Genomic DNA, 24,462 nt, shown 5'->3' on the forward strand with positions numbered 1-24,462 from the left:
TGCACAGAGGTATTCCCTGTCCATGCGCTCTTTCGCCCTGATACTGTTTACCTTTCTTTTCCTGGTCATCCCGGCCTGCGCGGGCAAGGTCGTGCCACCGCCCTCTCCGAAGGAGAAGGCGGCCGATCAGCGGGAGGCAAGGGCCGCCGACGCCCTGAGCCAGGCCATGCAGCTCTTGCACGACGGCAAATTCCTGGACACCGAGGCCGCCCTCGCCTCTCTCGACGAAGCCCTGAACATGGACCCCGACTTGGTCAATGCACGGTATTACCGGGCCACCCTGCTCATCGGCATGGCCCGCAAGGATGAGGCCCTGGCCGATCTGAACACGGTCATCAAGAGTCGGCCGGATCACACCAAGGCGCACTTCGCCCGGGGATCTCTCCTGCTTGACGGCGGCAACCCTCAGGAAGCAGCCAGGGACTTCAGCCTGGTTATCGAACGAGATCCGACCATTGCCGAAGCCTATGCCCGCCGCGGCGTCTGCTACATGAACCTGTCCCGAACCGACGAGGCCCTCGACGACTTTTCCTCGGCCCTGGCCCTGAACCCGGCTCATCTCGAAGCCAATTTCAACCGCGGCATGGCCCACTTTTCCCGAAACGAATACGACGAGGCCCTGCGCGACCTGTCACAGGCCTTCATCCTGGACTCGCAGAACGTCCGCATCATCACGGCCCGGGCACAGGCGCTCATGAAGCTGGCCGAATACAATCGGGCCGCCGAGGATTTCAGGAACGCCATTGAACTCGACCCCGGCCGCAGCACCCTGTACGGACTGCTCGGCGAGGCCCTGGCAGGGGCCAGGGACATGGACGGCGCCATCCAGGCCGTGGAACGCGCCCTGTCGCTGGCCCGCGCCAGGAACGACGACTTCATGGCCTCCCTGTACAAGCAGCAGCTTCAGGAATACCTGGACCAGACCTACCCCTGACCTCACCTGAGAACCTCGAAGACCATCCGGCCACCCATGGCCGCCATACCGGCCAGGCACCCCCAGGCCAGTCGCTCCAGGATGCGTATCTTGACCTGATGGCTGGCGCATTGCCGCGCGCCGTTGATCTCCCGGATGGCTATCTGGATGGCCTTGACCCGTTCGTCTATGCGAACCAGCAGGTCTTGCAGATCCTGTCGCTCGATGGTCGTCATTTGAGACCTCCTGCGGCATCCTTCAAACCGCGCACCGCGCCGGGCAGGTAATCGCCGATCTTCTTGACCCCCAGCACAGCGGCCACGATCCAGAAGGTCACTTGCAAGAACCAGTCGGGCAGCGCCTCCCAGGACCGGATCACTTCGCCCGCCCGGTCCGGGTCCACGCCGGACCAGATGAAAAACCCTATCCAGGCGAAGAAAAGAACATCATCCTTCCAACCCGCGTTTTCGAGCTGCTTCATCTCCCATTCATGATTGAACTCCTGGTCGGACCTGGCCAGCCGCATGCGATTCTCCATGACCGCCTTCTTGAGTTCCTGCTTGCCCTTGAGGTGTTCCGCCACCCCGTCCACCATGGTGGACAGGAGTCCTGCCACCGCTCCGATGATCGGTATCGCCATCTGTTTTCTCCCACTCTAGAGGGTTGCTCGCGCCACCCCGGTTTCGCGAACCAGTGTAGCCCCTGTTTTTGCCACCCCTACAAAATGGGAAAGAATGACAGGTAAAAACGGGCGAAAGGCATAAAAAAACATCTTGACGCGGTGCCGCCCGATGCACCTCGGGCTCACGCCGCGCCGGGCTCGAAAAACACGTTACAGGGGTAGCCAAATGACGTGGGAGACGTTAAGAACAAACAAGATTTTAGGATGCAACCGAACCGGAAAGGTCGGCAACCCAAGGAGGAACTCATATGCTGATAGCCAACTGGATGACAACGGACGTCGTCACCATCACCCCTGATCGTTCCATGATGAAGGCCTCCAAGGTCATGAAGGACAAGAACATCAGTCGTGTCCCGGTGGTGGACGAGGACGGAAAGATACTGGGCATCATCTCGGACAGGGACATCAAGGACGCCTCCCCGTCCAAGGCCACGACCCTGGATATGCACGAGCTGTACTACCTGCTCTCGGAAATCAAGATCAAGGACATCATGACCAAGAAAGTGGTCACCATCCGTCAGGACGAGACCGTGGAAAAGGCGGCCGTACTCATGCTGGAAGGGCACTTCGGCGGCCTGCCGGTGCTCGATGATGACAACAGGGTGGTGGGCATCATCACCGACTCCGACATCTTCAAGGTGCTGGTGGAAATCTCAGGCGTGTACGAGGGCGGCGCCCAGGTCTGCCTGACCCTGTCCACCGCTGCCGGAAGCCTCTCTCCCGTCCTCGATTTTCTCAAGGAACACGGCGCGCGCATCATGAACATCATGACCCACAACGTCCCTGAAACCGTAGGGACCAAGAATGTCTACATCCGTATCCGCGACATGGAGAAGCCCGAATTCAAACGCCTCCAGCAGGCCATGGGTGAAAAATTCGATGTCCAGTACTGGGCCATCGATTCGGTCCACACTGTTTTATAGGCTTTCACGAGTGCATATAACTTTTGATTTTTAAACTTCTACAAGAACGTACCGATAAGCTACTTGATTTATATTTCTCTGTAATATAAGTTAATCTTACCGACGATTACTACCGTCCATTCGCCTGGGAGGCCGCATCCATTGATGTGGCCTCCCCCCTTTTTATCCGCCTGCCCGAACGGTTTCCCCTATTAAGTTTATTGGAAACCATCCGAAAAGAAGCATAGTCGGATAAGGAGAAAGGAGTGACCATGGGAAGCGTTGTTGCGCTGGAAGAATTCAGACAGTCCCTCGGCAGGCAAAAAGCCCACCAATCATCCCCGGAACGGCCCGCCATTCGCGGCAGTGAAATCTGGGGAAGAAACTACACCGAGGTAGAAGCCGTGGTCTTCGGACTGCTCAAGGTCCGGGACATCGTGGCCTATCACACCCGTGAACAGAACAGCGCCTTCGACCAATTCTGCATGGACGCGCTCAATGCCGCCTACCTGGTCCAGGATCTCGGGCCAGCCAGGCTGAAAGCGGCCATCAAACCCATCAAGGAATGGGTTCTGGACTGCATGACAGAAGACAACAAGCGGGACATGTCCTGGGCGCTGGTCCTCACCGACCTCATAGAAAAATCGCCAACCAAGTAGTTATCGGTAAGCGATGATTTATATTATCTCCATTAAATCGTACTGTTGAAGAGTTTACGACCGCAGAACAGCCAGACATGATGCATGGCTGTTCTGTTGCTCCACGCCACCCGTGCGGCCGGACGAAGTGCATTGTGACACCGACCTCGGTACAAATGCCCCCCCCGCGGTATTCCGCTCGCACCTTGCCGTTCACCATCCCGAATACGCCCTTCCCCGATTATTAGGTTGCCTGGCCGCGCAAGTTCCTTAATGGTACTGTCATGGGCAAAGAATCCCTTGACCGCAACGGTCCGCATATCCTGCTCTCGGCAGGGTGTCTGTTCCACCTCCCCCTGAAGCTCATTGCGCGCATCGGAAGGGACGCCGGCTTTGCGGGCATGGAGCTGATCATGAACTCGCCCAACCTCAACCCCGAAGCCGGGCTTGAAAAGATCAACGACATCCTGCCCATCAGGAGCCTGCACGCCCCCTTCCGCAACTGGTCGGCCTGGGGCGGGCATCTGCACTCGTGGCAGGCCACCACCACCCTGGCCAACACCCTGCCGGACGCGGATCACATCACCATGCATCCGCCCGGTTCCAAGCTCGCCAACATGATCCAGAACCGCTGGTTCGAGAAAGCGTATGACCTGCCCCTGCTCCTGGATGCCAAGGGGCGCATCCAGTTCTCCCTGGAGAACATGCCCTGGGCTGAAAGCTCCCCATTCGGCAAGGACCCTCTGGACAAGCTCATGGCACTCTGCCGGGACAAGAACGTGGGGCTGACCTTCGATGTCTGCCACATGGGCGTGTCCGGCCGCGACGTACTGCACTCCATCGACAAGGTGTCCGACGACCTCCTGTACAACGTGCATTACTCCGACGCCGTGGGCTTTACCGAACACCTGACGCCGGGCGTGGGCAGCCTGCCGCTGGACGAATTCCTCCAAAGACTTGGCAAACGCGGCTATGCCCGCTACATAACCCTGGAACTGGAACCCGCTGCCTTTCCGGACGATATGGACGGAACCATCGAGATCCTGAAACGCATCAGGCAGGACATGGATACGCAGTTGAACAAAGGCCGGGAGAGCGCCTGACCATGCCGAAAACCTATCTGGAAGCGGTCCGGCTCACGGAACAGACCGTCAACCCCCTTTTCGCCTTTCTCGGCATCCAGGTGAAAACCATTGAGCCGGACCGGGCCGTGCTTTGCCTGCCATTCAGGCCGGAACTGATGCAGGGCGGCGGGCTTGTGGCCGGAGGAATTCTGGCCACCCTGCTCGATGAGGCCATGGCCCACGCCGTGCTCGGCGGCAACAGGCCGGACCAGCGCACCACCACCGTGAACCTCTCGGTCAGCTATCTGCGCCCGGTCCACTGCGGCCAAGACCTGACCTGCGAGGCACGGGTGGCGAAGCGGGGCAGCCGGATGCTGTTCGTGGAGGCCACAGCCCTGGCTGACCAACGGGAAGTGGCCCGAGCCGCCGGCTCCTTTCTGCTCCTTCCCTGAGGATGTATCGAGCTTGCAAAGCCCGACCTGATACGATTACACCCTTGCCCCTGCCGCCATCGTGATTATCCTCATCCATACGGCCACATACGGAGGAAAGCCATGACCACTGACAGCAAACTCATCGTCTGCCCCAACTGCCGGGCTATCAATCGCGTGCACAACGGCCGAGAGGCCGAGGCAACCTGCGGCAAATGCACGACAAAAGTCTTTGAACCCGTTGCCCTGGAACTGGTCGGGACCACCTTTGACCGCCATATCACCAAGAACGAAGTTCCCGTGCTGGTGGACTTCTATTCCCCCACCTGCGGCCCTTGCCTGATGATGGGCCCGCAATTCGCGGAGGCGGCCAAGACTCTGCATCCCAAGGTCCGGCTGGCAAAAATCGACACCACGGCGGATCAGGCCATTGCCGCCCGCTTCAATGTCAGGGCCGTGCCCACCCTGATCCTGTTCAAGGGTGGACGCGAGATAGCCCGCCAACCCGGCGCCATGAACGCCTCGGACATCGTGAGCTGGGTCGGGCAGCACATTTAGCCTCCGGCGGCCAGAGGGGGAAACCTTTGAAAAGGTTTCCCCCTCTGGACTCCCGCTTCTAAACTTTTTGGTGCGCTACGCGGGATCATTGGTCCGCACCGACACAGGTCATTTATCGAGAAACCACTTCGCCGGAGGCGGCATAAAAAGTTTTGGAGAGCCCAGAGAACCTTTTCCAAAAGATTCTCTGGCCGGGTCCAGGGAGGCGCCCCACGCACCGCTTGACGCCATCAGCCCGAACTGTGAGAACAGGGTATGCTTCTGGACGTCCCTTTCATCCCCGACACCGAGTACACGGCCTTTTTGCGTGACCGCGCGCAAAGCCTGACCTCGGTCCATTTTTCCCTGACCGACCCATCCCTGTCCGATGCCCGCCAGCGCCTTCACCGGCAGGACATGAACGAGATCATCCACGGCCTGCGCCGGTTGCACGGCGTGGACAAATACGTGCTCATGAACGCCCGACTCCACGCTCCCGAACGGTATTTCGACACCAAGGGGCTGGCACACACGGCCCAATGCCTTGAACGACTAAGCGATGAAGCGGACCTCAAGGGCGTCATCTTTGCAGACCCCTATTATCTCCAGGCCCTGTCGGACGCCCGCCCCGACCTGGCCTGTCGGCTGGAAGCCGTGCCGAGCATCAATGCCATGCCGGACACGGCGGACAGGGTTTTCGCCCTACTGGCCATGATCGGCAGCACCGGGTTCCGCCTTCCGTCAAGGCTCGTCCTGGACCGTTCCCTGAACCGGAACATCGACCGGCTGAACCGCGTCACCGGTCAAATCCGCACCCGATATCCCCGGATGCGGCTCCTGCTCATGGCCAATGAGGGCTGCCTGTACCAATGCCCCTACAAACCCGCCCACGACGCCCATGTCGCCCTGGTCAACGAAGGGCTGTGCCCGGAACGGACCTTTGCCATGAACCGGGATTTCGGCTGCATGCGGAGACTGTTGCTTGATCCGGGCGCCATGCTCGCCTCGCCCTTTATCCGGCCCGAAGACCTGCACGAATACCAGGGCAAGGCGGACGGCATCAAACTGTGCGGCCGCAACCGGGGCAGTCAATTCCTGGTGCGGGCGGTCACCGCCTATCTGGACGGAAGCCATACCGGCAATCTCCTGGACCTCATGGACGCCATGGGAGACCTGAACGATCGGGTGAATATCCCCAACCCGGCTCTACCCGACACTTTTTTCCGGCAGGTGACCGCTTGCGACAAGAATTGCCTGGCCTGCGGCCGATGTGCCGACATCATGGACCGGATCGCCTTGCGAACCGACCCCGGCCTGCCCCGGATGGGCTTTTGAGCCGTTCCCATTCAACCCGGATTGTCGTAGAGTGAATTTTAGCAAAGCCTACAAGGAGATACTCATGAAAAAATCCCTCGGTCCCAACACTCTTGCCCAACCCACGCCCGTTTGGGCGGTGGGCGCCTATGACGAAGACGGCAAGCCCAACGCCATGATCGCAGCCTGGGGCGGCATATGCAGCTCCGACCCGGCAAGCATGGCCGTCTCCCTGCGCCCGAACCGCCACACCTATGCGGGCATCATGAAGCACAACGCCTTCACCATATCCGTATGCCCCGCCTCGTTGGCCGCCCAGGCCGATTATCTGGGCATCGTCTCCGGCAAGAAAGAGGACAAGTTCGCGGCCACGGGATTGACCCCGGTCAAGAGCGACTGCGTCAACGCCCCGTACATCGACGAGTTCCCGCTGATCATCGAATGCGAACTGAGCCAGACCCTGGACCTGAACGTACACATCCTGCTGATCGGCAAAATCGTGGACGTGAAATGCGACGAAGACAAACTGGTGGACGGCAAGCACCCGGACCCGGAAAAGATCCTGCCCATGATCTTCTCCCCCGGCACCCGCGCCTACCACACCATCGGCAAGTTCGTGGGCAAGGGTTTTGATATCGGCAAGAAGTTCATGAAATAAAGGATGATATAGATGATACGCCCCTGCCTCCCCGCTCTCTTGCTCCTGTTGCTCCTCCCCCTGGCCGGGTCAGGCTGCGCCACCAAGGAACAGGACACACCGCCCAAGCTGATCACTCTGGAGCAGAACGCCGGGGCGTATCACGGCCTGCCGGACGATACCCGCCTGCTTTCCGTGGAGGCACAGGCTGCGGCCTATGCGCAATTCCTCAAGGAACACTTTGACCCTTGGGACAGGACCAAACCGAAACACCCTGCCGAGGACGTCTTCTGGGGACTCTCCAGGTATGCGGATAAAAAATTGTTCGGCGAAAACACCCTGCTCCGCCAAGAGGGCTGGATGAAGCGCATGGCCATGGCGTCGCAGGTGGACACATACCCCAGCCTGCACCGCCGGGCCATTGCCGTGACCAATACGAGTATGCGCGTGCTGCCCACCAACCAACCCGCTTTTTTTGACTTCAGCCGGGCAGGCGAGGGCTTTCCCTTCGATTATATGCAAAACTCCCTGGTCCTGGCCGGAACGCCGCTTTTGGTCACCCATACCAGTGCTGACAGGGCATGGGTCATGGTGGAATCCAGGTTCGCCTTCGGCTGGGTGCCGGTCACGGAGATCGCCTGGGTGAACGACACCTTTGCCGCCGCCTACAGGACAGGCTCCTATGCGGCCATAACCGGGGACGCTGTTCCGGTGGCCGACAAGAAAGGACAATACGCCTTTACCTCGTATATCGGCACCCTGCTCCCGGTGGCAAAGGGCGAACACCCGGCCGACGGCTTCACGCTGGTCATCCCGGCCAGGGACCATCAGGGGGAGGCCGTGATCCATCTCGCCTCGATCTCCGGCAGTGACGCCATGGCAGCACCCATCCCGGCCACACCGGGCAACTTCACCCGGCTGGCCAATGCCATGCTCGGACAACAGTACGGATGGGGCGGCCTCTATGAAAACCGCGATTGCTCGGCCCTGACCATGGACCTGCTGGCCGGATTCGGCATCTTCCTGCCGCGCAATTCCAGCCAGCAGAGCAAACTGGGCACCATTGTTCCATTGGAAGGGCTGGATAAAGGCAAAAAGAAGGATAGCATCCTGGAACAGGGTACTCCCTTCCTGACCCTGGTGCGCAAGCCGGGGCACATCATGCTCTACATCGGCAGCCAGGACGGCCAACCCGTGGTCCTGCATTCCGTCTGGGGCCTCAAGACGCGGGTGGGCGACGGCTACGGCAGAAAGATCATCGGGAAGACCGTGATCACCACCCTGGAACCGGGGCAGGAACTGACAGAGCTGGCCCGGCCCGAAGGCGTGATCCTGGAAACCGTCCGGAGCATCACCACCCTGCCCTGACCCCACTGCCGGGCGCGACCCTTTTTTGACGATGCCCGGACACGCCCGGAACCGGCCTGACCAGGCCGCTTTCAATGCCCCGATTTCCCTTGTCATATGGGGTTCGGAACAGCCTGTGCATGACCCTGTGCATGAAGACACTCCTTGCCAACGCAGTGCTCCTGAGCGCCATGGCCGCCCTTCAGGGCTGTCTGGTCATCAACGCCGCCCTGGGCTTCATGGGACTGGTCGGTCCGCCCGCCATGCAATTGGCCGGGACCGCCTATGCCGTGTCCGAATACACCTATGAATACGCGGCCAATGATCGCACACCGGACATGGTACTGCTGGCCAAATTCGATTGGCTCATTCCCCATGAGGAAGACCCGAACCTTTCGAACCATGCCGGGGCCTTCAGCGAAGTGGCGTTGGCACCGTCCGCACCGGACAGCCTCCAGGCGCAAATCGCGCCCGAGACAACGCCGCCCGGTACCCGGCCCCGGAAAGCAGCCGGAACCATCCGCCCTGTTCCGGTCGCATCTCCCAGGCTTGAAAGCCGGACCGAAACGGCCAGGGCCGTACCGCATCCCCAAAAAGCCGTCTCAAGCAAACCACTCGAAACAGCACCGATCATCACGGCGTCACTCCCTGTCGGCACACCGGTCCACACCTATGTGGAACGGCCCTTCGACCCCCTGCTGATCCGGTTGAACCGACTTGAAAACACCCTGCGTCAGGCCGAATCCATGCTCTCATCCACCCCGGATAACGGAATACGCCTTTCCGTATCGGATACGACCGAAGTCCCATCCGAACAGGGTATCAGCGGGACCTGGTCCATACGCCACACCTTGATGAAGACCGTTCCGGCAACTGCGCATACCGGCATGCCGAAGACGGGTCATTCCCCCGGTGCCTCCCAGCGCTCCCTGAACACGTAATTGCTGATATGCCGATCACGCTGTTCCCTGATCCAGCGTTGCAGATCTTCGGGAAGCGCACGCCATGACCCCTTGTCCTCACGCTTCCAGGCCGGAAGTCCCTTGTGATGCACCAACTCGGTGATGTTCCGCGGATTTTCACCCACAGCCTCGCATATTTCCCGCGCTCCCTTCAGGCATATTTCCGACATGAGTCCTCCAGGCACGGTTCCACTATCTCGAACTGAAAGGCCTGCTCGCCCCGGCACCGATCCATGAACTCCGCAAAGACCGACCGGGACTGCACCACACCCCGCTCCTGCCCGAGCACCCCGAAATGCCTGCCCAACAGTATGCATCCCCGGGTGTCACGGGACACGTTGCCTTGATGGAAGAGGATGTGCGACCTCCCGGGCACGCCCGTAATCTCATAGGTCGGCCCAAAGGTCGGCGAGTTCACCCGTTTGCAGGCATACCGCCCGGCAGGTATGCAGGAGGTGTCCGGCACATTACCCTTGTCCGGCGGCTCCAAGGTAACGCAAAAAATCTGCCCCCCCAGACGCAATACACCGAATGTCCCTTCAGGACTTTTTTCCAAACGAACAATATCAACTTTTTCCATAAGATACCTCTATGATTTTTCTTTTTACCCCACCTTTCATGCGCATTTATAGTCAATTGTCTATTAGGTAGTCAACCATATTTGTCATTTCTCTTTAGACATTTGCCAATATTCATGTATATGCATGAATATCCATTACATTGAAAAAGGGAAAAACATGGGATTCACCGACGATGTGCGCAAGGCGCTCCTGGACCGCATCGGCCCAGGCAAACGCTATTCCAACAACAAACGGATGGCGGACGATCTCGGAGTGGATCCGTCGCAGTTAAACCGTTTTCTGAAACAGGAGCGGGGGCTCAACACCGAGTCCCTGGGGCACATCCTGGACCGCGTGGGTGTTTCCATCGTGTTCGGGGACGAACCTGCGGACGCGGCCCGCGAGGTCTGCTTCCGGCCGCCCGGAAAGACCCAGGCCGAAACCAACGCCCCGGACCCGCAACCTGAAGACTACCTGGCCGTGCCCCTGGCCCCTTCGCTCGTGGCCGCCGGAACCGGGCTTATCCCCGAAGACAAGGTCGAGGGATGGGTATTGGTCTGGCGGCATCAGGAATCCATCCGCTTCCGGTCCAACCTGGTAGCCGTGGAGGTGGGGAGCAACCAACTGTCCATGACACCCACCCTGCACCCCGGAGACATTGTCCTGGTGGACCGCAATGACCGCGAACCCAGCCCTGCCGGAAAAATCATGCTCGTCTGCGAACCGGGACAAGACGGCGGCATCATGATAAAACGCGTCAATACCAAACGACTGGACAATGACTTGGAACTGATTTTCTACTCTGACAACAGCCGGGAGTATCCGCCCACCACCTACCGCCTCAAACGGGATTTTGACGGCGACATCACCCGCGCCATCGGCGGCAGTGTCGTCTGGGCCTGGAGCAACATGACCCGGAAATAGCCATTTTTGAAACAAGGAGATAAAAATGTTAGACTTTCGACATATTTTACCGGCACGCAAACTGCTCCCTCTGATCGCCTTTCTCGCTCTTGGCCTGTATGTCTTTCCTGCCGATGCAGGGCCTGCGGGGCCAAACCCCTCTTTCATTGCCGAAAAATTGGCCAGCCACAATGCCGAAGAACGGTCCTGTGGACTGGCCGCCCTCCAATCAGCTGGCCAGGATGCCATGCCCGACCTGCTCCGCACCTTGTCCGCCGGGTCTGTGTCCGAGCGGCGCGGCAGCGTCATCGGCCTGGCCCTGCTGCCCGTTCCGGGACTGGCTGTGGACGGACTCCTGAGCGCCCTTGCGGACGAGGATGCAACGGTCCGCAGTCTGGCCGCCCACGCCCTGGGCAGGATAGGCGCCCCGGCTGCACCGGCAGTTGCCGAAAAGCTGGCCGACGCAGACAACCGAATACGGGTGGCGGCGGCCCTGAGCCTGAGCAAAATGGGCTCTGCTGCAGTCCCCGCCCTGGTCCGACTGCTCCAGCGGGAGGACCCCATGGTCCGGGCCAAGGCCGCATGGCTCCTCGGAGCCATGGGTCAGGACGCTCTGGCGGCGGTCCCGGCCTTGATCCGCGCTTTGGAGACCGAGGACATACGCCTGGTACATGTCATTGCCGAAGCCATCGACACCATCGGACCGGACCCCGTCCTGGTCTATATCGAGTTGACCCTTCTGGGCCGGGACCGCATCAACTGTCCGGTCACCCGGATCGGCGCTACGGCAGCCCCCACCCTGGTCAAGCTCCTTGCCAGGCCCGGCACCCCCCTGGGCAACGTGGCCCTGTACACTCTGGCCCGCATGGGTCCGGTGGCCGAACCCGCCCTGCGTGCCATACTGTCCACCGGAACCGAGGGACAACGCGCGGCCGCAGCGCTGCTCTTGACCGGCATCGATCCGAAATTGGTCCACACACTGCCCGAAGACCTGCGTCGAACTCTGGCCGGAGCCATGAACACCAACTAACCCCGGAGGCACCATGCCGGAACTCATCTATGCACTCATCTGCTCGGACCTGATCATCGACAAGGACTCGAGCTCCACCTCATTCATCCGCACCATAGAACACGCCGTGGTGCCGGGACTGCCCGCGGCCCTGCCGCCCGTGTACTTTGCCAGCCTCTGGGATATGGAGTCGAACGGCGATGCCCCTTTCACAATCTCCCTGACACTCATCCCGCCCAAAGGGGACAGTGTTACCCTGGGCATACAGGAAGTTGCGCCCAGCGGCACCATGCTGCACAAGATGAACTTCCATCTGCCGGGACTGCATGTGGAGGACGAAGGCAAACACATTCTTTCCGTCACCCTGAAAAAGGGATCGCAGTGGGAAACCAAGGCCAGGCTCCCCCTCTATGTCTTCAAGAGTACCAGCCACTAGAACCACAAAACAGCAGCATCTCTTTCTAATAAGCCGCATCATGCATAATAATACTATGCACGATGCGGCTTACTACTATAATTTTCACACTACATGGTGCACATTGTACATACACTTAATGCAACATACTCATCAGGAAAAAAACAAGGCTTGTTACAGTAAAACTTTTTATTTTATTTTACAAAATTATCAAAGTAAAATAGGCCATTAGATGCAAAATTCGTCAGTTTTTACTGGACATTTCATCATCTCGGCCCATAGTATGCATCGTCTTTACGATAAATATAGAGTGAACGGTTTGCCACTTTGAACGCCATAGTGATCAGATCGGATTTGCAAGAAGGGGGGAATCATGTTTCAGGTCGTGCTCATCAAAGCAGATGAAAAAAACAAGCTGCCCTCGATCAATGATCTCAAGGCCGCAGGATTCCACCTCTCCTCGGCACTGCATCTGGACACGAAAGCCAAGGGAACGGAGACGGTCACAACCCCGAAAGCCAAAAAGAGAGCCATGGGCGGCTCGGCCTCATTCACAAAGGGGCCGGGCTGAGAGCATGCTGTGATCAAAACAAAAGACCCCGGACAGTCTGTCCGGGGTCTTGCTATGCCGAAATATCGCAAAAAGGGAGGCTAAAGGATGTCCGAATACCCCACCAGGGCGTCATCCACCTGGGCACCTTCATGGACGATCTTGTTGAGCACCTCCACCAGCCTCGTGGGGTCACGGTGCTGAAACACGTTACGCCCCACGGACAATCCGGCCCCGCCGGCATCAATGGAGGTGCGGACCATTTGCAAAAAGTCGCGCGTCGAGTCCATTTTGGCCCCACCGGCTATGACCACCGGAACACAGGCACATTCCACGACCCGAGCAAAGCTCTCTGCGTCGCCGGGGTAATTGACCTTGACCACATCCGCCCCCAGCTCGGCCCCCACACGGGCGCAATGGGCCACGATGTCAGGATCATATTCGTCGGAAACCTTGGGACCACGGGCATACACCATGGCCAGCAGGGGCATGCCCCATTCAGAGGCCGAAGCAGCCACCTGTCCCAGATCGGTTAACATCTGGCCCTCGGTCTCGTCGCCCAGGTTGACGTGGACGCTGACGGCGTCCGCACCCAACCGGATGGCCTCTTCCACGGTGGTCACCAACCGCTTCACGTTGGGGAAAGGCGACAGGTAGGTACCGGCGGACAGATGGACGATGCAGCCGAAGTCGCGCCCCTGCATACGATGGCCGAGCTTGACCTGTCCCTTGTGAACCAGGCCGGCGTTGGCTCCACCGGCCACAAGGTTGGTGACGGTATCACGCATCTTTTCCAACCCGGCGATGGGCCCCACTGTCACGCCATGATCCATGGGGACAATGATGGTCCGCTTGGTATTGCGGTTGAATATCCTCTCCAATCGAATGGCTTTTCCGATATGCATATCACACCTCGCTCATGACGGTTTTTTATACTTTCCTGCTTTTGGGTTCACATAATACACTCGCGACAAAGAAGAAAGCGGAATTCCGATCGGGAAAAAATGCTTTCTTCCCTGCTTTTTGCTTGGAGTTGTTGACGAAAGCCCCTCCCGCGCATATTCTGATAAACAGACAGAAAAGCATTGAAACGACCGCAAAAAAAAGACCGCCCATCCGATTTGTCTGCAAAGGGGAATATACATGATTGAAGAAAGGACATACGAGTCCATTTTTATAGCCAAACAACCCATTTTCGACGCTCAAAACGAAACCTGGGGCTACATGATGCTCTTCAGGGACAGCCAGGAAGCCGAGGCGGCCGTGATCACGGACAACTCCGAAGCGACCATGAGCCTCGTTGCCAACCTCCCCCTGTGCAACACCATGGGCGGAAACCAGGCCCGATTCCTGATCCACTTTACCCCCAAGGCTGTGATCCGCGGTATCCCCCACGCCATTCCCTGGGACAACACGGTCATCATTCTCGAAGAGGCTCAGGATCCGGATGAAACCCTGATCATTGCCCTGGGAGACCTCCTGATCGACGGCTATGAGCTTGCCATCAACAACTTCGAGGGCAAACCGGGTTGCGAAAGGCTGGCGGAGCTGGCCGACACCCTGATTGTCGACATGGAAGGCAAGGACGAAGCGGACCTCGACGCCATCATGGCCAAGGCCAAAAAGTTCGGCCCCTCGCGCATGATCGCAAAACGGGTGGAAAATGCGGAAGAACATGCCAAGGCCAAGGCCGCCGGTTTCAACCTTTTCCACGGATACTTCTACAAACGGCCCCAGACCGAGTCCGGGCGCAAGATCAGTTCGTCCAAAGCAACCCGCCTCAAGCTTTTTGATATAATCGAAAAGGAAGAACCCGATTTCGACGCACTGGCTCCGGCAATCGAGGCGGACGTGGCCATCAGCTACCGGCTGCTCAACTTTCTCAACTCCGCCAATTTCAGCTTTGCCACCAAAGTCACCTCCATCAAGCAGGCCATAGTCCTGACAGGCTGGAAACCACTCCGCAACTGGCTCAGGCTTATCATTCTCACAGACCTGACGCCCTCGGAGAAGACCCTGGAACTCGCCTACACTTCAGCCCATCGGGCCAAACTCTTCGAGACTGCGGCCCTTGGGAGCGGTTACGAGGAAGACTCCGACACCCTGTTCATCGTCGGCCTTTTCTCCCTGCTGGATGCCATGCTCGGCACGGAAATGAAGGAAATCACCGACCATTTGCCCGTAGACGACGAAGTCTCGGCCACACTCTGCGGCAAAAAGACAAAGTACAGCCCCTGGCTCGATCTGTCCAAGGCCATTGAAGAATCCGACTGGGACAAGGTCGGCAGCCACGCCAAAACGCTCGGGTTGCTCCCCGGCACCGTGGCCGTCAGCTATCAACACGCTTTCACCTGGGCCGACGCCTTCTTTTCCAAGCCCATCAGGTAAGCACAGAGACCATGGCCCTTTCCCGGCGTGCATTCCTCACGACACTGACCGGCTTGGGGCTGCTGGCACCGATCGTGTCCACGGCCTCTCCGGCCCTGCCCGAAGGGACATACGGCATTGTTGGCAACGTCTTCACAGGCAACGACACTCCAGCTCTGTGCAACCACGCTGTGCTTGTGTGCCGGGGCAGGATAGAAGCCGTGGTCCCGGCGGACACCGTCTCCGACCGCCCCTTGCTCAAACTTCGGGACGCGGCCGTCATGCCGGGTGTCGTCAACGCCCACTGCCACGGAATCCACACCGCATCCGACCGCCGGGAACGCTGGCTTGAAGCAGGAGTCACGGCCATAGGCGATGTCGGTTCCCCGCTGACGGCCATGACACAGTTGGCGCATTCGCCGACGGGAACCACAACGGCCGCCGCCCTGGCCGGCCCCATGCTCACACCGCCGGGCGGCTATCCATTGCCGGTCCACAGCCCGAAGTTCGCCCTGGAAATACCTTCCCCTGCAGCCGGAACCGATGCGGTCAAGAGGTTGGCGGATCAAGGCGCCACCCAGATTAAAATTTCCTTTGAACCGGGTGTCCTGCCGGACGCCTGGCCCAGGTTCGACCCGCGCACGGCTCAAGCCATATGCGACACGGCCCGAAGGCTCGGCCTCAATGTCCGCTGTCACGTGGAGGACCTTTCCGGCCTTGAGCCTGCACTGAACGCGGGCGTGGATACCGTGGAACATGTCCCCCACCGCTGGCACGACCAAGGGGCCATCCGCCCGGTGCTGACCTCGGGCCAGGAGCCGATTCCCCACTATTGTTCCCTACTCGAACGCATGGTCCGGGAACAAGTCATCCTCACGCCGACCCTGGATGTCTTTTCCCGCACGCCCTGGAACGGTCCGGCCCTGTTCGAGCCGGTCAGGGCCTTTCACGCCCTGGGCGGCCGCATCGCCCTGGGCAACGATTATCCATACCGGCGCACGGATGCCGGGATGCCCATACGCGAAATGCGGCTGCTCGCCCAGGCGGGCCTTGACGGGGCCGCCGTGATCAGGGCGGCCACCAGCACCGGGGCGGCGGCCTGCGGATTCACGGACAGGGGCACGCTCTCGCCCGGCAGGATTGCGGATATCCTGGTGGTGCAGGGAGATCCGGCCCTTGACCCAGGCATACTCCACACTCCCCTGCACGTGGTCAAGGACGGGGTGTTCATCTGTTAATCCAAGCAGCGATCAAAGACGTCTGGCCGACTCGGCCCTGAGCGGGATGTGGGCGGCCAAGGCCTGGTCGAGGGTGTCGAGGGCGGCCTGTTTGCCTGCGGGCAAACGGACCTTGAGCGGCAGATAGTTGGAGGCATGATCGGCCAGGAACAGGCCGCGCGTCAATGTTGTCCCGGCCAGCATCTCACGGATTTCGGCCAGAATGCCGCGCGCATCGGGCAATACGAATTCCCCGCGTTCCCAACGCGCATACAGCGGAGTACCCGGCACCGGCATCAGGCTGAGCGCACCTATCTGATCCGGGTCCATCAGACTCAGGGCGCGGGCCGTCTCCCTGGCATGGATCGCGGACCGCTCCACCCCGCCCAGACCGTTTATGACCGTGACGTTGAGCTTGAAACCTGCGGCCCGGGCGCGTCTCCCCTGCTCCACGATAAACGCGACATCGCCATTCTTGCCCATGTCTTTCAGCACCACGTCGTCGCCGGACTCCAGCCCCATGTAGACGATCCCCAGACCCATCGCCTTCAAGGCGGCAAGCTCTGCGTCGGTCTTCCTGTTCAGGCTCTTGGCGTTGGCGTATGTGCCCACACGGGTCACCCACGGCAGGTGCTCGCGGATCAAGCCGAAAATATCGAGCAGATTTTTCTGCGGCAGGATCATGGCATCCCCGTCGCAGAGGAACACACGTCGCTGGTCGACACAGTGCCGGGCGGCGAACAGGATATCCCGGAGCACGGTTTCCCGATCCTTGACGGCAAAACGTTTCTCCCGATACGCACCACAAAAGGCGCACTTGCCGTGGGAGCATCCCAGGGTAACCTGAAGCAGAATACTCCCGGCCTCGCTCGGCGGCCGTATTATCATTCCCTGATAGTCCAAACAGTCCTCCTTCAGACGGTCGGCTCACGATAAGGAAACTCCTGGAAATGGCAACCCAGCCTCGCCTGCCCCATACAGATTATAACAGGTTGCCGGGGATTCACGTTGACCCAAACGAGATGATTTCCTACAACTTACTTACCAGATAGCCCTGTTGCATCACCGGAGCATCATGCCGATCAAAAAGAAACCCGCACGCCCTACCTCCTACGTTGCCTTGGATGAGACATCGCAAGCGTTGCTGGACTCTTCGGTGGAGTCGGCCTTTGTCATGGATGTGAGCGGATACGTGCTGGCCGCCAACGATGCAGCTTCAAAACTGTTTGACCTCCAACCCGGCGAAACTCTCCAGCGGTCCAACATATACGAACTGCTGCCCAGTGAGGCGGCAGAATCACGCAGGGCCAAAGTCACTCAAGCCATCCAGGAAGTGCGCGCCGTGCGGTTCGAAGAGGAGATCGAAGGACGGTCCCTGGTGCACTCCATCGTCCCGGTCGCCAATCCATGGGGCGAAGTTGCCAGACTGGCCGTGCACACACTGGACCTGACCAAACTGCGGCGCACGGACGAAGACCTCAGGCGGGAGCAGCAACGACAGATATTCTTCATGGAATCCCTGCCCGGCATCGTTTACCATCTCTATTCCGATCAGACCATCCGCTACGCCAACAGGTATTTCCGCCGCTATTTCGGCAGTCCCAAGAACAAGCTGTGCAAAGAGACTCTCAACTGTACCAACGGTTCATGCAGCAGTTGCCCACCCATGGAATCCATGAGCACCGACCGGGCCATGGAATGGGACTGGACCGATGCCCAGGGGCGCACCTTTCACCTCCAATGCAGCCCGATGACCGACTCCAACGGCGAACGGATGATCATGGTGCTCGGCATCGACATCACGGCCAGACAGCGGGCCGAGGATGCCTTGAAAAAGGCTCACGACAAGTTGGAAGACAGGGTCAGGCAGCGCACCAAGGAACTCGAACGGGCCAACACCGAATTGACCAACAAATCCCAACGGCTGGTGACAGCCATGGAAAAGGCGGACGCAGCCACTCGCGCAAAATCGTCGTTTCTGGCCAACATGAGCCATGAAATCCGCACCCCGCTCAACGCGGTACTGGGCATGTCCGAACTGGCCTTGTCCATCAGCGACAAAGAACGAAAGGATCACTGCCTTGAAAGAGTCATCGAAGCGGGCAATTCCCTGCTTTCCGTCATCAATGACATCCTCGACTTTTCCAAGATCGAAGCGCACAAACTGACCCTTGAGAACATCGACTTCGATTTGCGCCAGACCTTGGCCACAGCTCTGGACCTGCATGCGCTTGCCGCCCTCGACAGGGACTTGTACCTGACTTCCGGCGTAGACGACACTTTACCGCAAGCACTGGTGGGCGATCCTTCGCGTCTACGGCAGATCTTTATCAATCTTGTTGGGAACGCGATCAAATTCACCGAAACCGGCGGCATTCACGTGACCGCCTCTCAGATTTCGCCTCCTGCCGACCTCAAGCACGGCGATCCCGTCACGGTGGAGTTTTCGATCACCGACACCGGCGTGGGTATCCCCAAAGACAAACAGCAGGACATCTTTCGGTCCTTTCTCCAGGCCGACGATTCAGTCACCAGAAAATACGGCGGGACCGGGCTGGGCCTGGCCATCTGCAAATCGTTGGTGGAGCTCATGGGCGGAAAACTCAAACTGGAAAGCAAAGAAGGTCAAGGCAGTACCTTTTCCTTTGCCATAGACCTCAAGGTCGGCGACCCGACAAACATAAACAGGGACATGGAAGAATCCGTCGAGGCGAAGATACAGGATCTGCCCAACCTCAAGGTGCTGCTCGCAGACGACAACCCCCTGAACCGCAAACTGGCCACAGCCCTGCTGGACGAAAGAGGCCACACAGTGCTGGCCGTGAACAATGGCATGGAGGCCCTGAACGCCCTCAAGGAGCAATCATTCGACATCGTGCTCATGGACATACAGATGCCGATCATGGACGGCGTCTCGGCAACTCGCGCCATCCGCGATCCCAACTCTGGCGCCCTCGACCCGACCGTGCCCATTGTGGCCTTGACCGCATACGCCCTCAAGGGAGATCGGGAACGGTTCCTGAAGGCCGGGATGAACGATTACATCTCCAAACCCATCAGTATACAGGACTTTTACAGCGCCATTGCCAGGACCACCGGAGTACTCCCCGCCGGAAGCCCTGCATTGGCCGAAGCAGCCGCTTCTCCCCCCCGCAGCAACAAGCCCTATGACCGGGAAACAGCCCTGGACATGCTCGGAGGCCAAAAACGACTGCTTGCACGCATGGACGAAATGTTTTTGCAGGAGGTGCCCCTGGAATTGAAGGAATTGGTCGACGCCCACGACCAGAGGGACTGGGACAATGCAAAACGACTGGCCCACTCGATAAAAGGGTCGGCCAGGACCGTCGGTGCGCAACGGTTGGGCACCGTCGCAGAGCAGATGGAATACATATACAAACAAAAGGACACCTCCTCGGCAAAGAAAGGTCTTAAAACCCTTGAGTCCGAAGTACAGTCCACGCTAAAATACATAGTCGGCCTTTTGGGAAACCAACGAAAGCCCTCTCCCGAAAGCGTAAAGGAGCGCAATGATGAAAACCATTCTGGTAGTTGACGATGCCCCCATGATCAGGGAACTGCTCAAATCCGTGCTTGAAGCCGAGGGCTACTCCGTGATCGAGGCCGCAGACGGAGAGGAGGCCATCCATCTCTGCAGGGAAAACAATGTGGACTTGTCCATCATTGATATTTTCCTGCCGAAGAAAGGCGGTCTCCAGGTTATGGGTGAACTGATCAAGGAAGACAGCACCCACAAATTCATCGCCATTTCCGGCGGTGAAGCATTCAACCCCGAAGCCATCGTGGAGCTGGCCAAGGTCTACGACGTGGTGGACACCTTCACCAAGCCCATCGACACCCGAAAACTGGTGGACGTCGTCAAAAAAGCCCTACAGGACTGACCTGTCCCGCAACAAAAAACGAGGTCGTCCGGCTGTAAACACATCCGGACGACCTCGTTTTTCTTTTTTTCGGGGATTTCAGACCATATCCACGGTCACGCCTTCGATCACGTAGAACAAAATTTCGTATTTACTGTGTAAGGACTCGACCACATCCTCCACTCCCCTGTCGCCCATATCCGCTATGGATACATAGACATTGCGCGAACCGGCATGGCCGGGATCGACAGCCGTGAACACACTGGTAAAGACAACGTCCAGATCCTTCATTTCACAGAGGAGATCAGGCAGGAACCCCTGCCGGTCGTCCATGCGTATGCAGAACTGAGCCCCCTGGGCAAAACCGGAGGTGGCGCACAGGAAACGGAGCACGTCAGCCTGGGTGATGATGCCGATCATCTTGCCGCCGTCCACCACCGGCAGGCCGCCAACCTTGTGTTTGACGATAATCTCGGCCACTCCGGCCATGGCCGCATCCGAAGTCACGGAAATGGGGTCCTGGGTCATGATGTCCCCGGCAGTCAGGGTGTAAAGACCGCCGCCCCGTTCCATCGCAAGGTCGCCTGGAATGAACTTGGAAGGCATGGCGTCACGGATATCCCGATCGGACACGATGCCCACCAGGGTACCCCGGCTGTCGATGACCGGAAACTGCCTGATATTCTTCTCTCTCAATATCTCGGCCGCATCCAATACCGACGAATTGACACCAAGGGAAATGACATTGACTGTCATCCAATCTCTGACCAGCATCCTCCACCTCCTGCTCCTGCGGCTTCCGAAATGGAACCGGTCAGCAAACTTACTCGTTCAGGTCTGAAAAGGCAACGGGATGTCACAATTCGTTCGCTGCGACCTCCACGGCCCCGACCAAGGCTATGAAGCGTGGCCTGAGCTTTTTCACCCCGGCCACGACCACCTCCATTTCACCGGAGTAGCATTTCTTTTCCAACACCCTGGACAGGCGTACCACCTCCATGGCCAGGACATGACTGGATATATTGGTGATGGAATGCAGAGCCTCCCCCACACTTTTGAGATCCCCGGCCGCAAGGCCATTGTCCAGGTCATCCAGCTTTTGCCGGGCTTCAAGCAGAAAGAGATCAAGGATGTCCTTGAACAATTCCATATTCCCGGAAAAACGTTGGGTCAGGGCTTCCATATCCAATTTCACGGGTTTCGATTCCGGGATTGCCTGCCGTGGCAGCGGAGGGGCTGCAGCCGCCTTCCGGACAGCGCCCCTGGAGGCTTTGCTCCTGCCCGCCATGCTACGGACGATCGCTTCGGACAGCTTATGCATGTCCACCGGTTTGCTGACATAGTCGTCCATGCCGCTGTCCAGCATCCGCTCCCGATCCCCCATCATTGCATAGGCCGTCAGGGCGATGACCGGCAGGCTCCGGTCATAGAGTCTGCCGTCGGATTCACGGATGGCCCTGGTCGCCTCAATACCGCTCATTTCCGGCATCTGAACGTCCATGAGCACAAGATCGATCTCCCGCCCCCTGGCCTCAAGAATGCTCAAGACCTCAAGCCCATTCTCCGCCGTGACGATGGTATGACCGAACATGGTCAGGAAATGTTTCAGGTATTTCCGGTTCATCGGGTTGTCGTCGGCCAGCAGGATGTTCAGGTGGAGCGTCTCGGGCGCCTGCGGCTTCAGAACATCCTCGGCCACAGCCTCCTGATTCTCCACAGCCCGGAACCAGGCGGTGAAAAAAAACGTACTGCCCTGGCCGACGGTGCTCTCAAGACCGATCTCCCCCCCCATCATGTTGACCAGTTGCCGGGATATGGTCAGGCCCAGGCCGGTTCCCTGATGTTTCTTGCGCAGGGAACTGTCCGCCTGGGTAAAACTGTCGAAAACGGCACCAAGCTTCTCTTCGGGAATGCCCACGCCGGTATCGCGCACCTTGAACAGTAAACAAATGCGATCCTTTTCCCGTTTGGACACCTCCACGGTCAACTCCACCAATCCGCGTTCGGTGAACTTGAGGGCGTTGCCGATAAGGTTCCACAAGACCTGCCCCAATCTGTCCGGGTCGCCGTTGAGCCGGGCGGGCACGTCGTCGGCAACCCTGTACTGAAAAACCAGGTTGTTCAGTTCGGCTTGCGGCCCGAAGGAACGGACACTGGTGGCCAGGGAGGAGCGGAACGTGAAATCCTCGGGCTTGAGCTCCATCTTGCCCGCTTCGATCTTGGATATGTCGAGGATGTCGTTGACGATATGCAACAGGGATTTCGCAGCATCCCGGATCATATCCATATGCTCGCGCTGCTCGCTCGTAAGCCCGGTGGTGATCATCATTTCAGCCATGCCCAGAACGCCGCTGATGGGCGTCCGAATCTCATGGCTCATATTGGCCAGGAACATGGACTTCGCCATGTTCGCCTCCAACGCCAGGGACGACGCCTCCTCTGCGGACCGGTTGGCTGCGATCAACTTGTCGCTCATGAGGCCGTAATGGATGGCTGAACCGAAAAGATTGGCGGCCAACGTCATCGACTCTATCTCCACGGGCAGCCAGTCCCTTTCCTGACGGTGTTCCGAAAGTCCGAGCAGCCCCCACCAGATATTGCCTGCAAAAACCGGCACGATCATGACTGATTTGGCCCCGGTGCTATCGAAAAATGCCCGTTCTACCTTGCGAAAATGCCTGACGTGACCGGCAACGATCTTTTGCCTGAGCATGGCGGCCCGCCAGGAATCATATTGGAGAAAGAAATCCCGCCCCTGGAGTTCAGGCCGATTTTTGAGAGGAGCAACCCCCTCGCCTACCCACTCGTGGACCATGGACAGGGTTTCTTCACTGGCTCGTTGGCCGTCTTTCCGGAAAAGAAAAATCCTGGAGACATCCACGACTTTGCCCATATTATCCAAAGCATCGGCGATGCCTTTGTCCCAATCCGCCGTGCGCAGGAAACGGCTTACAAAATTTGCCAGGACCTGCAAAATGGCGTCCCGGCGAAACAGGAGTTCCTCGAATTCCTTTTGCAGGGACACGTCACGGGCCATGCCGTATGCCCGGATCACCTTGCCCCCGGAATCCAGTTCCACCTCCCGCTTGACATGCAAATGGCGAACCTTGCCGTCGCCACGCACCCGATACTCGAAATCCAGGGGCCACCCCCGTTCAAAGGTGGCCTCATTGGCACGGTCGAATATCTCCAGATCATCCTGGTAAACGCATTGCCGCAGGCCTGAAAAACCGCTGTCCAGCGAGCACCCTTCCTTTTCCAATATCCGCAGAAGCCCCTGCGACCAGTGGACCTTGCCGTCCGCACCCATCTCCCAACTGCCAAAGGCGTCACTGATTTCCATCCACTCCAGAGTAGCCCTTTCCCGCGACAACTGCTGCTCAAGCACCATTTGGCTTTGCAGGTGTCGAAGGCTGCTGGCAAGACAGCCCGTCACATCATCGCCAAAACTGAAGCAGTCGAATGCGCCGGATTCCAGAGCCTGCGCCTCGCCCCCCTCATCCTGAAGCAGGACGATCACCCGCCGCTGATATTCCTCACGAATGCGGCTGATGGTGCGGGGCCAGGTAGTGTCTCCGGCATCAGGGGCAAGCAGGACCAGCTCTGCATCGTCCCTTTCCAGGCGGCGGACCCCGCGGGAAACCGTTGCACACTGAACCAAGGCACAGTCGTGGTCTTTAAAATGAGCGCTGACCGATTGCGTATCAACATCTTTTCCGGCCAGGATCAATACCTTCACACTCGCCTCCGAAATCTCTAATTTAGTTCAATATGCACTTTCCAGGACCATCAATTCTGCATACCCACAACCAACTAACAGGACAAGCCTTATAATAAATATATCATTCACTCACTTCATTCTTTCAACTGCCCGCTTCTCCTCATTGCCGACTGCAACTGTCTGAAAAACCAGCCCTTCCAAAAGGATATCCCCCTTGCTTTCTCGCCTGTCGGGGTTTACAGACAGAGCAGCGCTCAAAAAACCCGCAGAATCGACCGCAAACGCGCATAGGTGCAACCATGAATTTTTTGCCTGACAACGATATCCTGACCCTGTTGATGGGAGCGACCCTGGCCGTGAAGATGGTGTTGCTCTTCCTGGGATGCATGTCCCTGTGGAGCTGGACCATCAT

The 24,462-nt window shown here is 58.6% G+C and carries 26 protein-coding genes; 18 read left to right on the forward strand and 8 right to left on the reverse strand.

From position 1 onward, the window contains the following. Positions 1-22 precede the first annotated feature (22 nt). Positions 23-934, forward strand: coding sequence for a tetratricopeptide repeat protein (locus DWB63_RS15490; protein ID WP_164879918.1), 912 nt, complete (start codon positions 23-25; stop codon positions 932-934). Positions 935-936: 2 nt separating this feature from the next. On the opposite strand, the gene DWB63_RS15495 is transcribed toward DWB63_RS15490, so the two are convergent. Both DWB63_RS15495 and DWB63_RS15500 read right to left on the reverse strand, forming a co-directional pair. Next, entirely contained in the window at positions 937-1,149 is a 213-nt protein-coding gene (locus DWB63_RS15495; protein ID WP_128329771.1) for a hypothetical protein, read from the reverse strand. Next, the gene (locus tag DWB63_RS15500; protein ID WP_128329772.1) at positions 1,146-1,553 is read right to left on the reverse strand and encodes a hypothetical protein; all 408 of its coding nucleotides are present in this window, start codon (positions 1,551-1,553) and stop codon (positions 1,146-1,148) included. Before DWB63_RS15500 ends, DWB63_RS15495 begins: the two co-directional genes overlap by 4 nt. A gap of 290 nt (positions 1,554-1,843) precedes the next feature. On the opposite strand from DWB63_RS15500, the gene DWB63_RS15505 reads away from it, so the two are divergent. From DWB63_RS15505 to DWB63_RS15545, 9 genes are all read left to right on the forward strand, one after another. Further along, positions 1,844-2,518, forward strand: coding sequence for a CBS and ACT domain-containing protein (locus DWB63_RS15505; protein WP_128329773.1), 675 nt, complete (start codon positions 1,844-1,846; stop codon positions 2,516-2,518). Positions 2,519-2,769: 251 nt separating this feature from the next. Then, positions 2,770-3,156: a hypothetical protein gene (locus tag DWB63_RS15510; protein ID WP_128329774.1), complete on the forward strand. Its 387-nt coding sequence runs from the start codon at positions 2,770-2,772 to the stop codon at positions 3,154-3,156. Positions 3,157-3,419: 263 nt separating this feature from the next. After that, complete coding sequence (locus DWB63_RS15515; RefSeq protein WP_128329775.1) at positions 3,420-4,238, forward strand: sugar phosphate isomerase/epimerase; 819 nt, start codon at positions 3,420-3,422, stop codon at positions 4,236-4,238. Positions 4,239-4,240: 2 nt separating this feature from the next. Next, positions 4,241-4,651, forward strand: a complete 411-nt coding sequence (locus DWB63_RS15520) for a PaaI family thioesterase (protein WP_128329776.1) — start codon at positions 4,241-4,243, stop codon at positions 4,649-4,651. A 102-nt stretch (positions 4,652-4,753) separates the two neighbouring features. Then, the gene (locus tag DWB63_RS15525; RefSeq protein ID WP_128329777.1) at positions 4,754-5,188 is read left to right on the forward strand and encodes a thioredoxin domain-containing protein; all 435 of its coding nucleotides are present in this window, start codon (positions 4,754-4,756) and stop codon (positions 5,186-5,188) included. A 255-nt stretch (positions 5,189-5,443) separates the two neighbouring features. Continuing rightward, positions 5,444-6,502 carry a hypothetical protein gene (locus tag DWB63_RS15530; protein ID WP_128329778.1) on the forward strand — a complete coding sequence of 353 codons (1,059 nt, stop codon included), beginning with the start codon at positions 5,444-5,446 and terminating at the stop codon, positions 6,500-6,502. Between the two features lie 64 nt (positions 6,503-6,566). Continuing rightward, the gene (locus DWB63_RS15535; protein ID WP_128329779.1) at positions 6,567-7,139 is read left to right on the forward strand and encodes a flavin reductase family protein; all 573 of its coding nucleotides are present in this window, start codon (positions 6,567-6,569) and stop codon (positions 7,137-7,139) included. A gap of 12 nt (positions 7,140-7,151) precedes the next feature. Further along, complete coding sequence (locus DWB63_RS15540) at positions 7,152-8,486, forward strand: NlpC/P60 family N-terminal domain-containing protein (RefSeq protein ID WP_128329780.1); 1,335 nt, start codon at positions 7,152-7,154, stop codon at positions 8,484-8,486. 131 nt (positions 8,487-8,617) lie between these two features. Then, positions 8,618-9,406 (forward strand): hypothetical protein, encoded by a 789-nt coding sequence (locus tag DWB63_RS15545; protein WP_128329781.1) that lies wholly within the window; start codon positions 8,618-8,620, stop codon positions 9,404-9,406. Here the strand turns inward: DWB63_RS15545 and DWB63_RS15550 are convergent. Then, positions 9,367-9,597 carry a DNA-binding protein gene (locus DWB63_RS15550; RefSeq protein ID WP_128329782.1) on the reverse strand — a complete coding sequence of 77 codons (231 nt, stop codon included), beginning with the start codon at positions 9,595-9,597 and terminating at the stop codon, positions 9,367-9,369. The genes DWB63_RS15545 and DWB63_RS15550 overlap by 40 nt on opposite strands. Continuing rightward, positions 9,579-10,007 (reverse strand): DUF5675 family protein, encoded by a 429-nt coding sequence (locus tag DWB63_RS15555; protein WP_128329783.1) that lies wholly within the window; start codon positions 10,005-10,007, stop codon positions 9,579-9,581. The genes DWB63_RS15550 and DWB63_RS15555 overlap by 19 nt, the downstream gene beginning before the upstream one ends. A 124-nt stretch (positions 10,008-10,131) precedes the next feature. On the opposite strand from DWB63_RS15555, the gene DWB63_RS15560 reads away from it, so the two are divergent. The 4 genes from DWB63_RS15560 to DWB63_RS15575 all read left to right on the forward strand — a co-directional run bounded on the left by DWB63_RS15560 (position 10,132) and on the right by DWB63_RS15575 (position 12,885). After that, positions 10,132-10,911 (forward strand): LexA family transcriptional regulator, encoded by a 780-nt coding sequence (locus tag DWB63_RS15560; RefSeq protein ID WP_241648884.1) that lies wholly within the window; start codon positions 10,132-10,134, stop codon positions 10,909-10,911. Positions 10,912-10,936: 25 nt separating this feature from the next. Further along, the gene (locus tag DWB63_RS15565) at positions 10,937-11,920 is read left to right on the forward strand and encodes a HEAT repeat domain-containing protein (RefSeq protein WP_128329784.1); all 984 of its coding nucleotides are present in this window, start codon (positions 10,937-10,939) and stop codon (positions 11,918-11,920) included. Positions 11,921-11,933: 13 nt separating this feature from the next. After that, entirely contained in the window at positions 11,934-12,335 is a 402-nt protein-coding gene (locus DWB63_RS15570) for a hypothetical protein (RefSeq protein ID WP_128329785.1), read from the forward strand. Between the two features lie 352 nt (positions 12,336-12,687). Further along, positions 12,688-12,885 (forward strand): hypothetical protein, encoded by a 198-nt coding sequence (locus DWB63_RS15575; RefSeq protein WP_128329786.1) that lies wholly within the window; start codon positions 12,688-12,690, stop codon positions 12,883-12,885. Between the two features lie 80 nt (positions 12,886-12,965). On the opposite strand, the gene DWB63_RS15580 is transcribed toward DWB63_RS15575, so the two are convergent. Next, entirely contained in the window at positions 12,966-13,769 is an 804-nt protein-coding gene (locus DWB63_RS15580) for a 2-amino-3,7-dideoxy-D-threo-hept-6-ulosonate synthase (protein ID WP_128329787.1), read from the reverse strand. A gap of 238 nt (positions 13,770-14,007) precedes the next feature. On the opposite strand from DWB63_RS15580, the gene DWB63_RS15585 reads away from it, so the two are divergent. Both DWB63_RS15585 and DWB63_RS15590 read left to right on the forward strand, forming a co-directional pair. Beyond that, complete coding sequence (locus DWB63_RS15585) at positions 14,008-15,252, forward strand: HDOD domain-containing protein (protein WP_128329788.1); 1,245 nt, start codon at positions 14,008-14,010, stop codon at positions 15,250-15,252. An 11-nt stretch (positions 15,253-15,263) separates the two neighbouring features. Then, on the forward strand, positions 15,264-16,469 hold the full coding sequence (locus DWB63_RS15590; protein WP_128329789.1) for an amidohydrolase family protein: 1,206 nt from the start codon (positions 15,264-15,266) through the stop codon (positions 16,467-16,469). 12 nt (positions 16,470-16,481) lie between these two features. Here DWB63_RS15590 and DWB63_RS15595 read toward each other — a convergent pair whose 3' ends face one another. Then, positions 16,482-17,336, reverse strand: a complete 855-nt coding sequence (locus tag DWB63_RS15595) for a radical SAM protein (RefSeq protein ID WP_241648885.1) — start codon at positions 17,334-17,336, stop codon at positions 16,482-16,484. 187 nt (positions 17,337-17,523) lie between these two features. Here DWB63_RS15595 and DWB63_RS15600 point away from each other — a divergent pair, with 187 nt between their 5' ends. Both DWB63_RS15600 and DWB63_RS15605 read left to right on the forward strand, forming a co-directional pair. Beyond that, positions 17,524-20,004 (forward strand): PAS domain-containing hybrid sensor histidine kinase/response regulator, encoded by a 2,481-nt coding sequence (locus tag DWB63_RS15600; RefSeq protein WP_128329791.1) that lies wholly within the window; start codon positions 17,524-17,526, stop codon positions 20,002-20,004. Continuing rightward, positions 19,979-20,350 (forward strand): response regulator, encoded by a 372-nt coding sequence (locus tag DWB63_RS15605; RefSeq protein ID WP_241648886.1) that lies wholly within the window; start codon positions 19,979-19,981, stop codon positions 20,348-20,350. Before DWB63_RS15600 ends, DWB63_RS15605 begins: the two co-directional genes overlap by 26 nt. 78 nt (positions 20,351-20,428) lie before the next feature. Here DWB63_RS15605 and DWB63_RS15610 read toward each other — a convergent pair whose 3' ends face one another. Continuing rightward, positions 20,429-21,103, reverse strand: a complete 675-nt coding sequence (locus tag DWB63_RS15610; RefSeq protein ID WP_128329792.1) for a CBS domain-containing protein — start codon at positions 21,101-21,103, stop codon at positions 20,429-20,431. Positions 21,104-21,185: 82 nt separating this feature from the next. Continuing rightward, entirely contained in the window at positions 21,186-24,068 is a 2,883-nt protein-coding gene (locus DWB63_RS15615; RefSeq protein ID WP_128329793.1) for a response regulator, read from the reverse strand. Positions 24,069-24,462: the final 394 nt, after the last annotated feature.

Origin of the sequence: Pseudodesulfovibrio sp. S3 (assembly GCF_004025585.1) — a bacterium.
In the GTDB taxonomy this organism is placed as follows: domain Bacteria; phylum Desulfobacterota; class Desulfovibrionia; order Desulfovibrionales; family Desulfovibrionaceae; genus Pseudodesulfovibrio.

What these genes read in the sequence shown, in the direction of transcription:
- DWB63_RS15600 (WP_128329791.1), top strand. Translation starts at nt 17,524, where the DNA reads ATGCCGATCAAAAAGAAACCCGCACGCCCTACCTCCTACGTTGCCTTG.
- DWB63_RS15550 (WP_128329782.1), bottom strand. Translation starts at nt 9,597, where the DNA reads ATGTCGGAAATATGCCTGAAGGGAGCGCGGGAAATATGCGAGGCTGTG.
- DWB63_RS15575 (WP_128329786.1), top strand. Translation starts at nt 12,688, where the DNA reads ATGTTTCAGGTCGTGCTCATCAAAGCAGATGAAAAAAACAAGCTGCCC.
- DWB63_RS15535 (WP_128329779.1), top strand. Translation starts at nt 6,567, where the DNA reads ATGAAAAAATCCCTCGGTCCCAACACTCTTGCCCAACCCACGCCCGTT.
- DWB63_RS15545 (WP_128329781.1), top strand. Translation starts at nt 8,618, where the DNA reads ATGAAGACACTCCTTGCCAACGCAGTGCTCCTGAGCGCCATGGCCGCC.
- DWB63_RS15525 (WP_128329777.1), top strand. Translation starts at nt 4,754, where the DNA reads ATGACCACTGACAGCAAACTCATCGTCTGCCCCAACTGCCGGGCTATC.
- DWB63_RS15495 (WP_128329771.1), bottom strand. Translation starts at nt 1,149, where the DNA reads ATGACGACCATCGAGCGACAGGATCTGCAAGACCTGCTGGTTCGCATA.
- DWB63_RS15505 (WP_128329773.1), top strand. Translation starts at nt 1,844, where the DNA reads ATGCTGATAGCCAACTGGATGACAACGGACGTCGTCACCATCACCCCT.
- DWB63_RS15580 (WP_128329787.1), bottom strand. Translation starts at nt 13,769, where the DNA reads ATGCATATCGGAAAAGCCATTCGATTGGAGAGGATATTCAACCGCAAT.
- DWB63_RS15595 (WP_241648885.1), bottom strand. Translation starts at nt 17,336, where the DNA reads ATGATAATACGGCCGCCGAGCGAGGCCGGGAGTATTCTGCTTCAGGTT.
- DWB63_RS15560 (WP_241648884.1), top strand. Translation starts at nt 10,132, where the DNA reads ATGAATATCCATTACATTGAAAAAGGGAAAAACATGGGATTCACCGAC.
- DWB63_RS15540 (WP_128329780.1), top strand. Translation starts at nt 7,152, where the DNA reads ATGATACGCCCCTGCCTCCCCGCTCTCTTGCTCCTGTTGCTCCTCCCC.
- DWB63_RS15520 (WP_128329776.1), top strand. Translation starts at nt 4,241, where the DNA reads ATGCCGAAAACCTATCTGGAAGCGGTCCGGCTCACGGAACAGACCGTC.
- DWB63_RS15555 (WP_128329783.1), bottom strand. Translation starts at nt 10,007, where the DNA reads ATGGAAAAAGTTGATATTGTTCGTTTGGAAAAAAGTCCTGAAGGGACA.
- DWB63_RS15590 (WP_128329789.1), top strand. Translation starts at nt 15,264, where the DNA reads ATGGCCCTTTCCCGGCGTGCATTCCTCACGACACTGACCGGCTTGGGG.
- DWB63_RS15500 (WP_128329772.1), bottom strand. Translation starts at nt 1,553, where the DNA reads ATGGCGATACCGATCATCGGAGCGGTGGCAGGACTCCTGTCCACCATG.
- DWB63_RS15510 (WP_128329774.1), top strand. Translation starts at nt 2,770, where the DNA reads ATGGGAAGCGTTGTTGCGCTGGAAGAATTCAGACAGTCCCTCGGCAGG.
- DWB63_RS15530 (WP_128329778.1), top strand. Translation starts at nt 5,444, where the DNA reads ATGCTTCTGGACGTCCCTTTCATCCCCGACACCGAGTACACGGCCTTT.
- DWB63_RS15605 (WP_241648886.1), top strand. Translation starts at nt 19,979, where the DNA reads ATGATGAAAACCATTCTGGTAGTTGACGATGCCCCCATGATCAGGGAA.
- DWB63_RS15515 (WP_128329775.1), top strand. Translation starts at nt 3,420, where the DNA reads ATGGGCAAAGAATCCCTTGACCGCAACGGTCCGCATATCCTGCTCTCG.
- DWB63_RS15610 (WP_128329792.1), bottom strand. Translation starts at nt 21,103, where the DNA reads ATGCTGGTCAGAGATTGGATGACAGTCAATGTCATTTCCCTTGGTGTC.
- DWB63_RS15585 (WP_128329788.1), top strand. Translation starts at nt 14,008, where the DNA reads ATGATTGAAGAAAGGACATACGAGTCCATTTTTATAGCCAAACAACCC.
- DWB63_RS15565 (WP_128329784.1), top strand. Translation starts at nt 10,937, where the DNA reads ATGTTAGACTTTCGACATATTTTACCGGCACGCAAACTGCTCCCTCTG.
- DWB63_RS15490 (WP_164879918.1), top strand. Translation starts at nt 23, where the DNA reads ATGCGCTCTTTCGCCCTGATACTGTTTACCTTTCTTTTCCTGGTCATC.
- DWB63_RS15570 (WP_128329785.1), top strand. Translation starts at nt 11,934, where the DNA reads ATGCCGGAACTCATCTATGCACTCATCTGCTCGGACCTGATCATCGAC.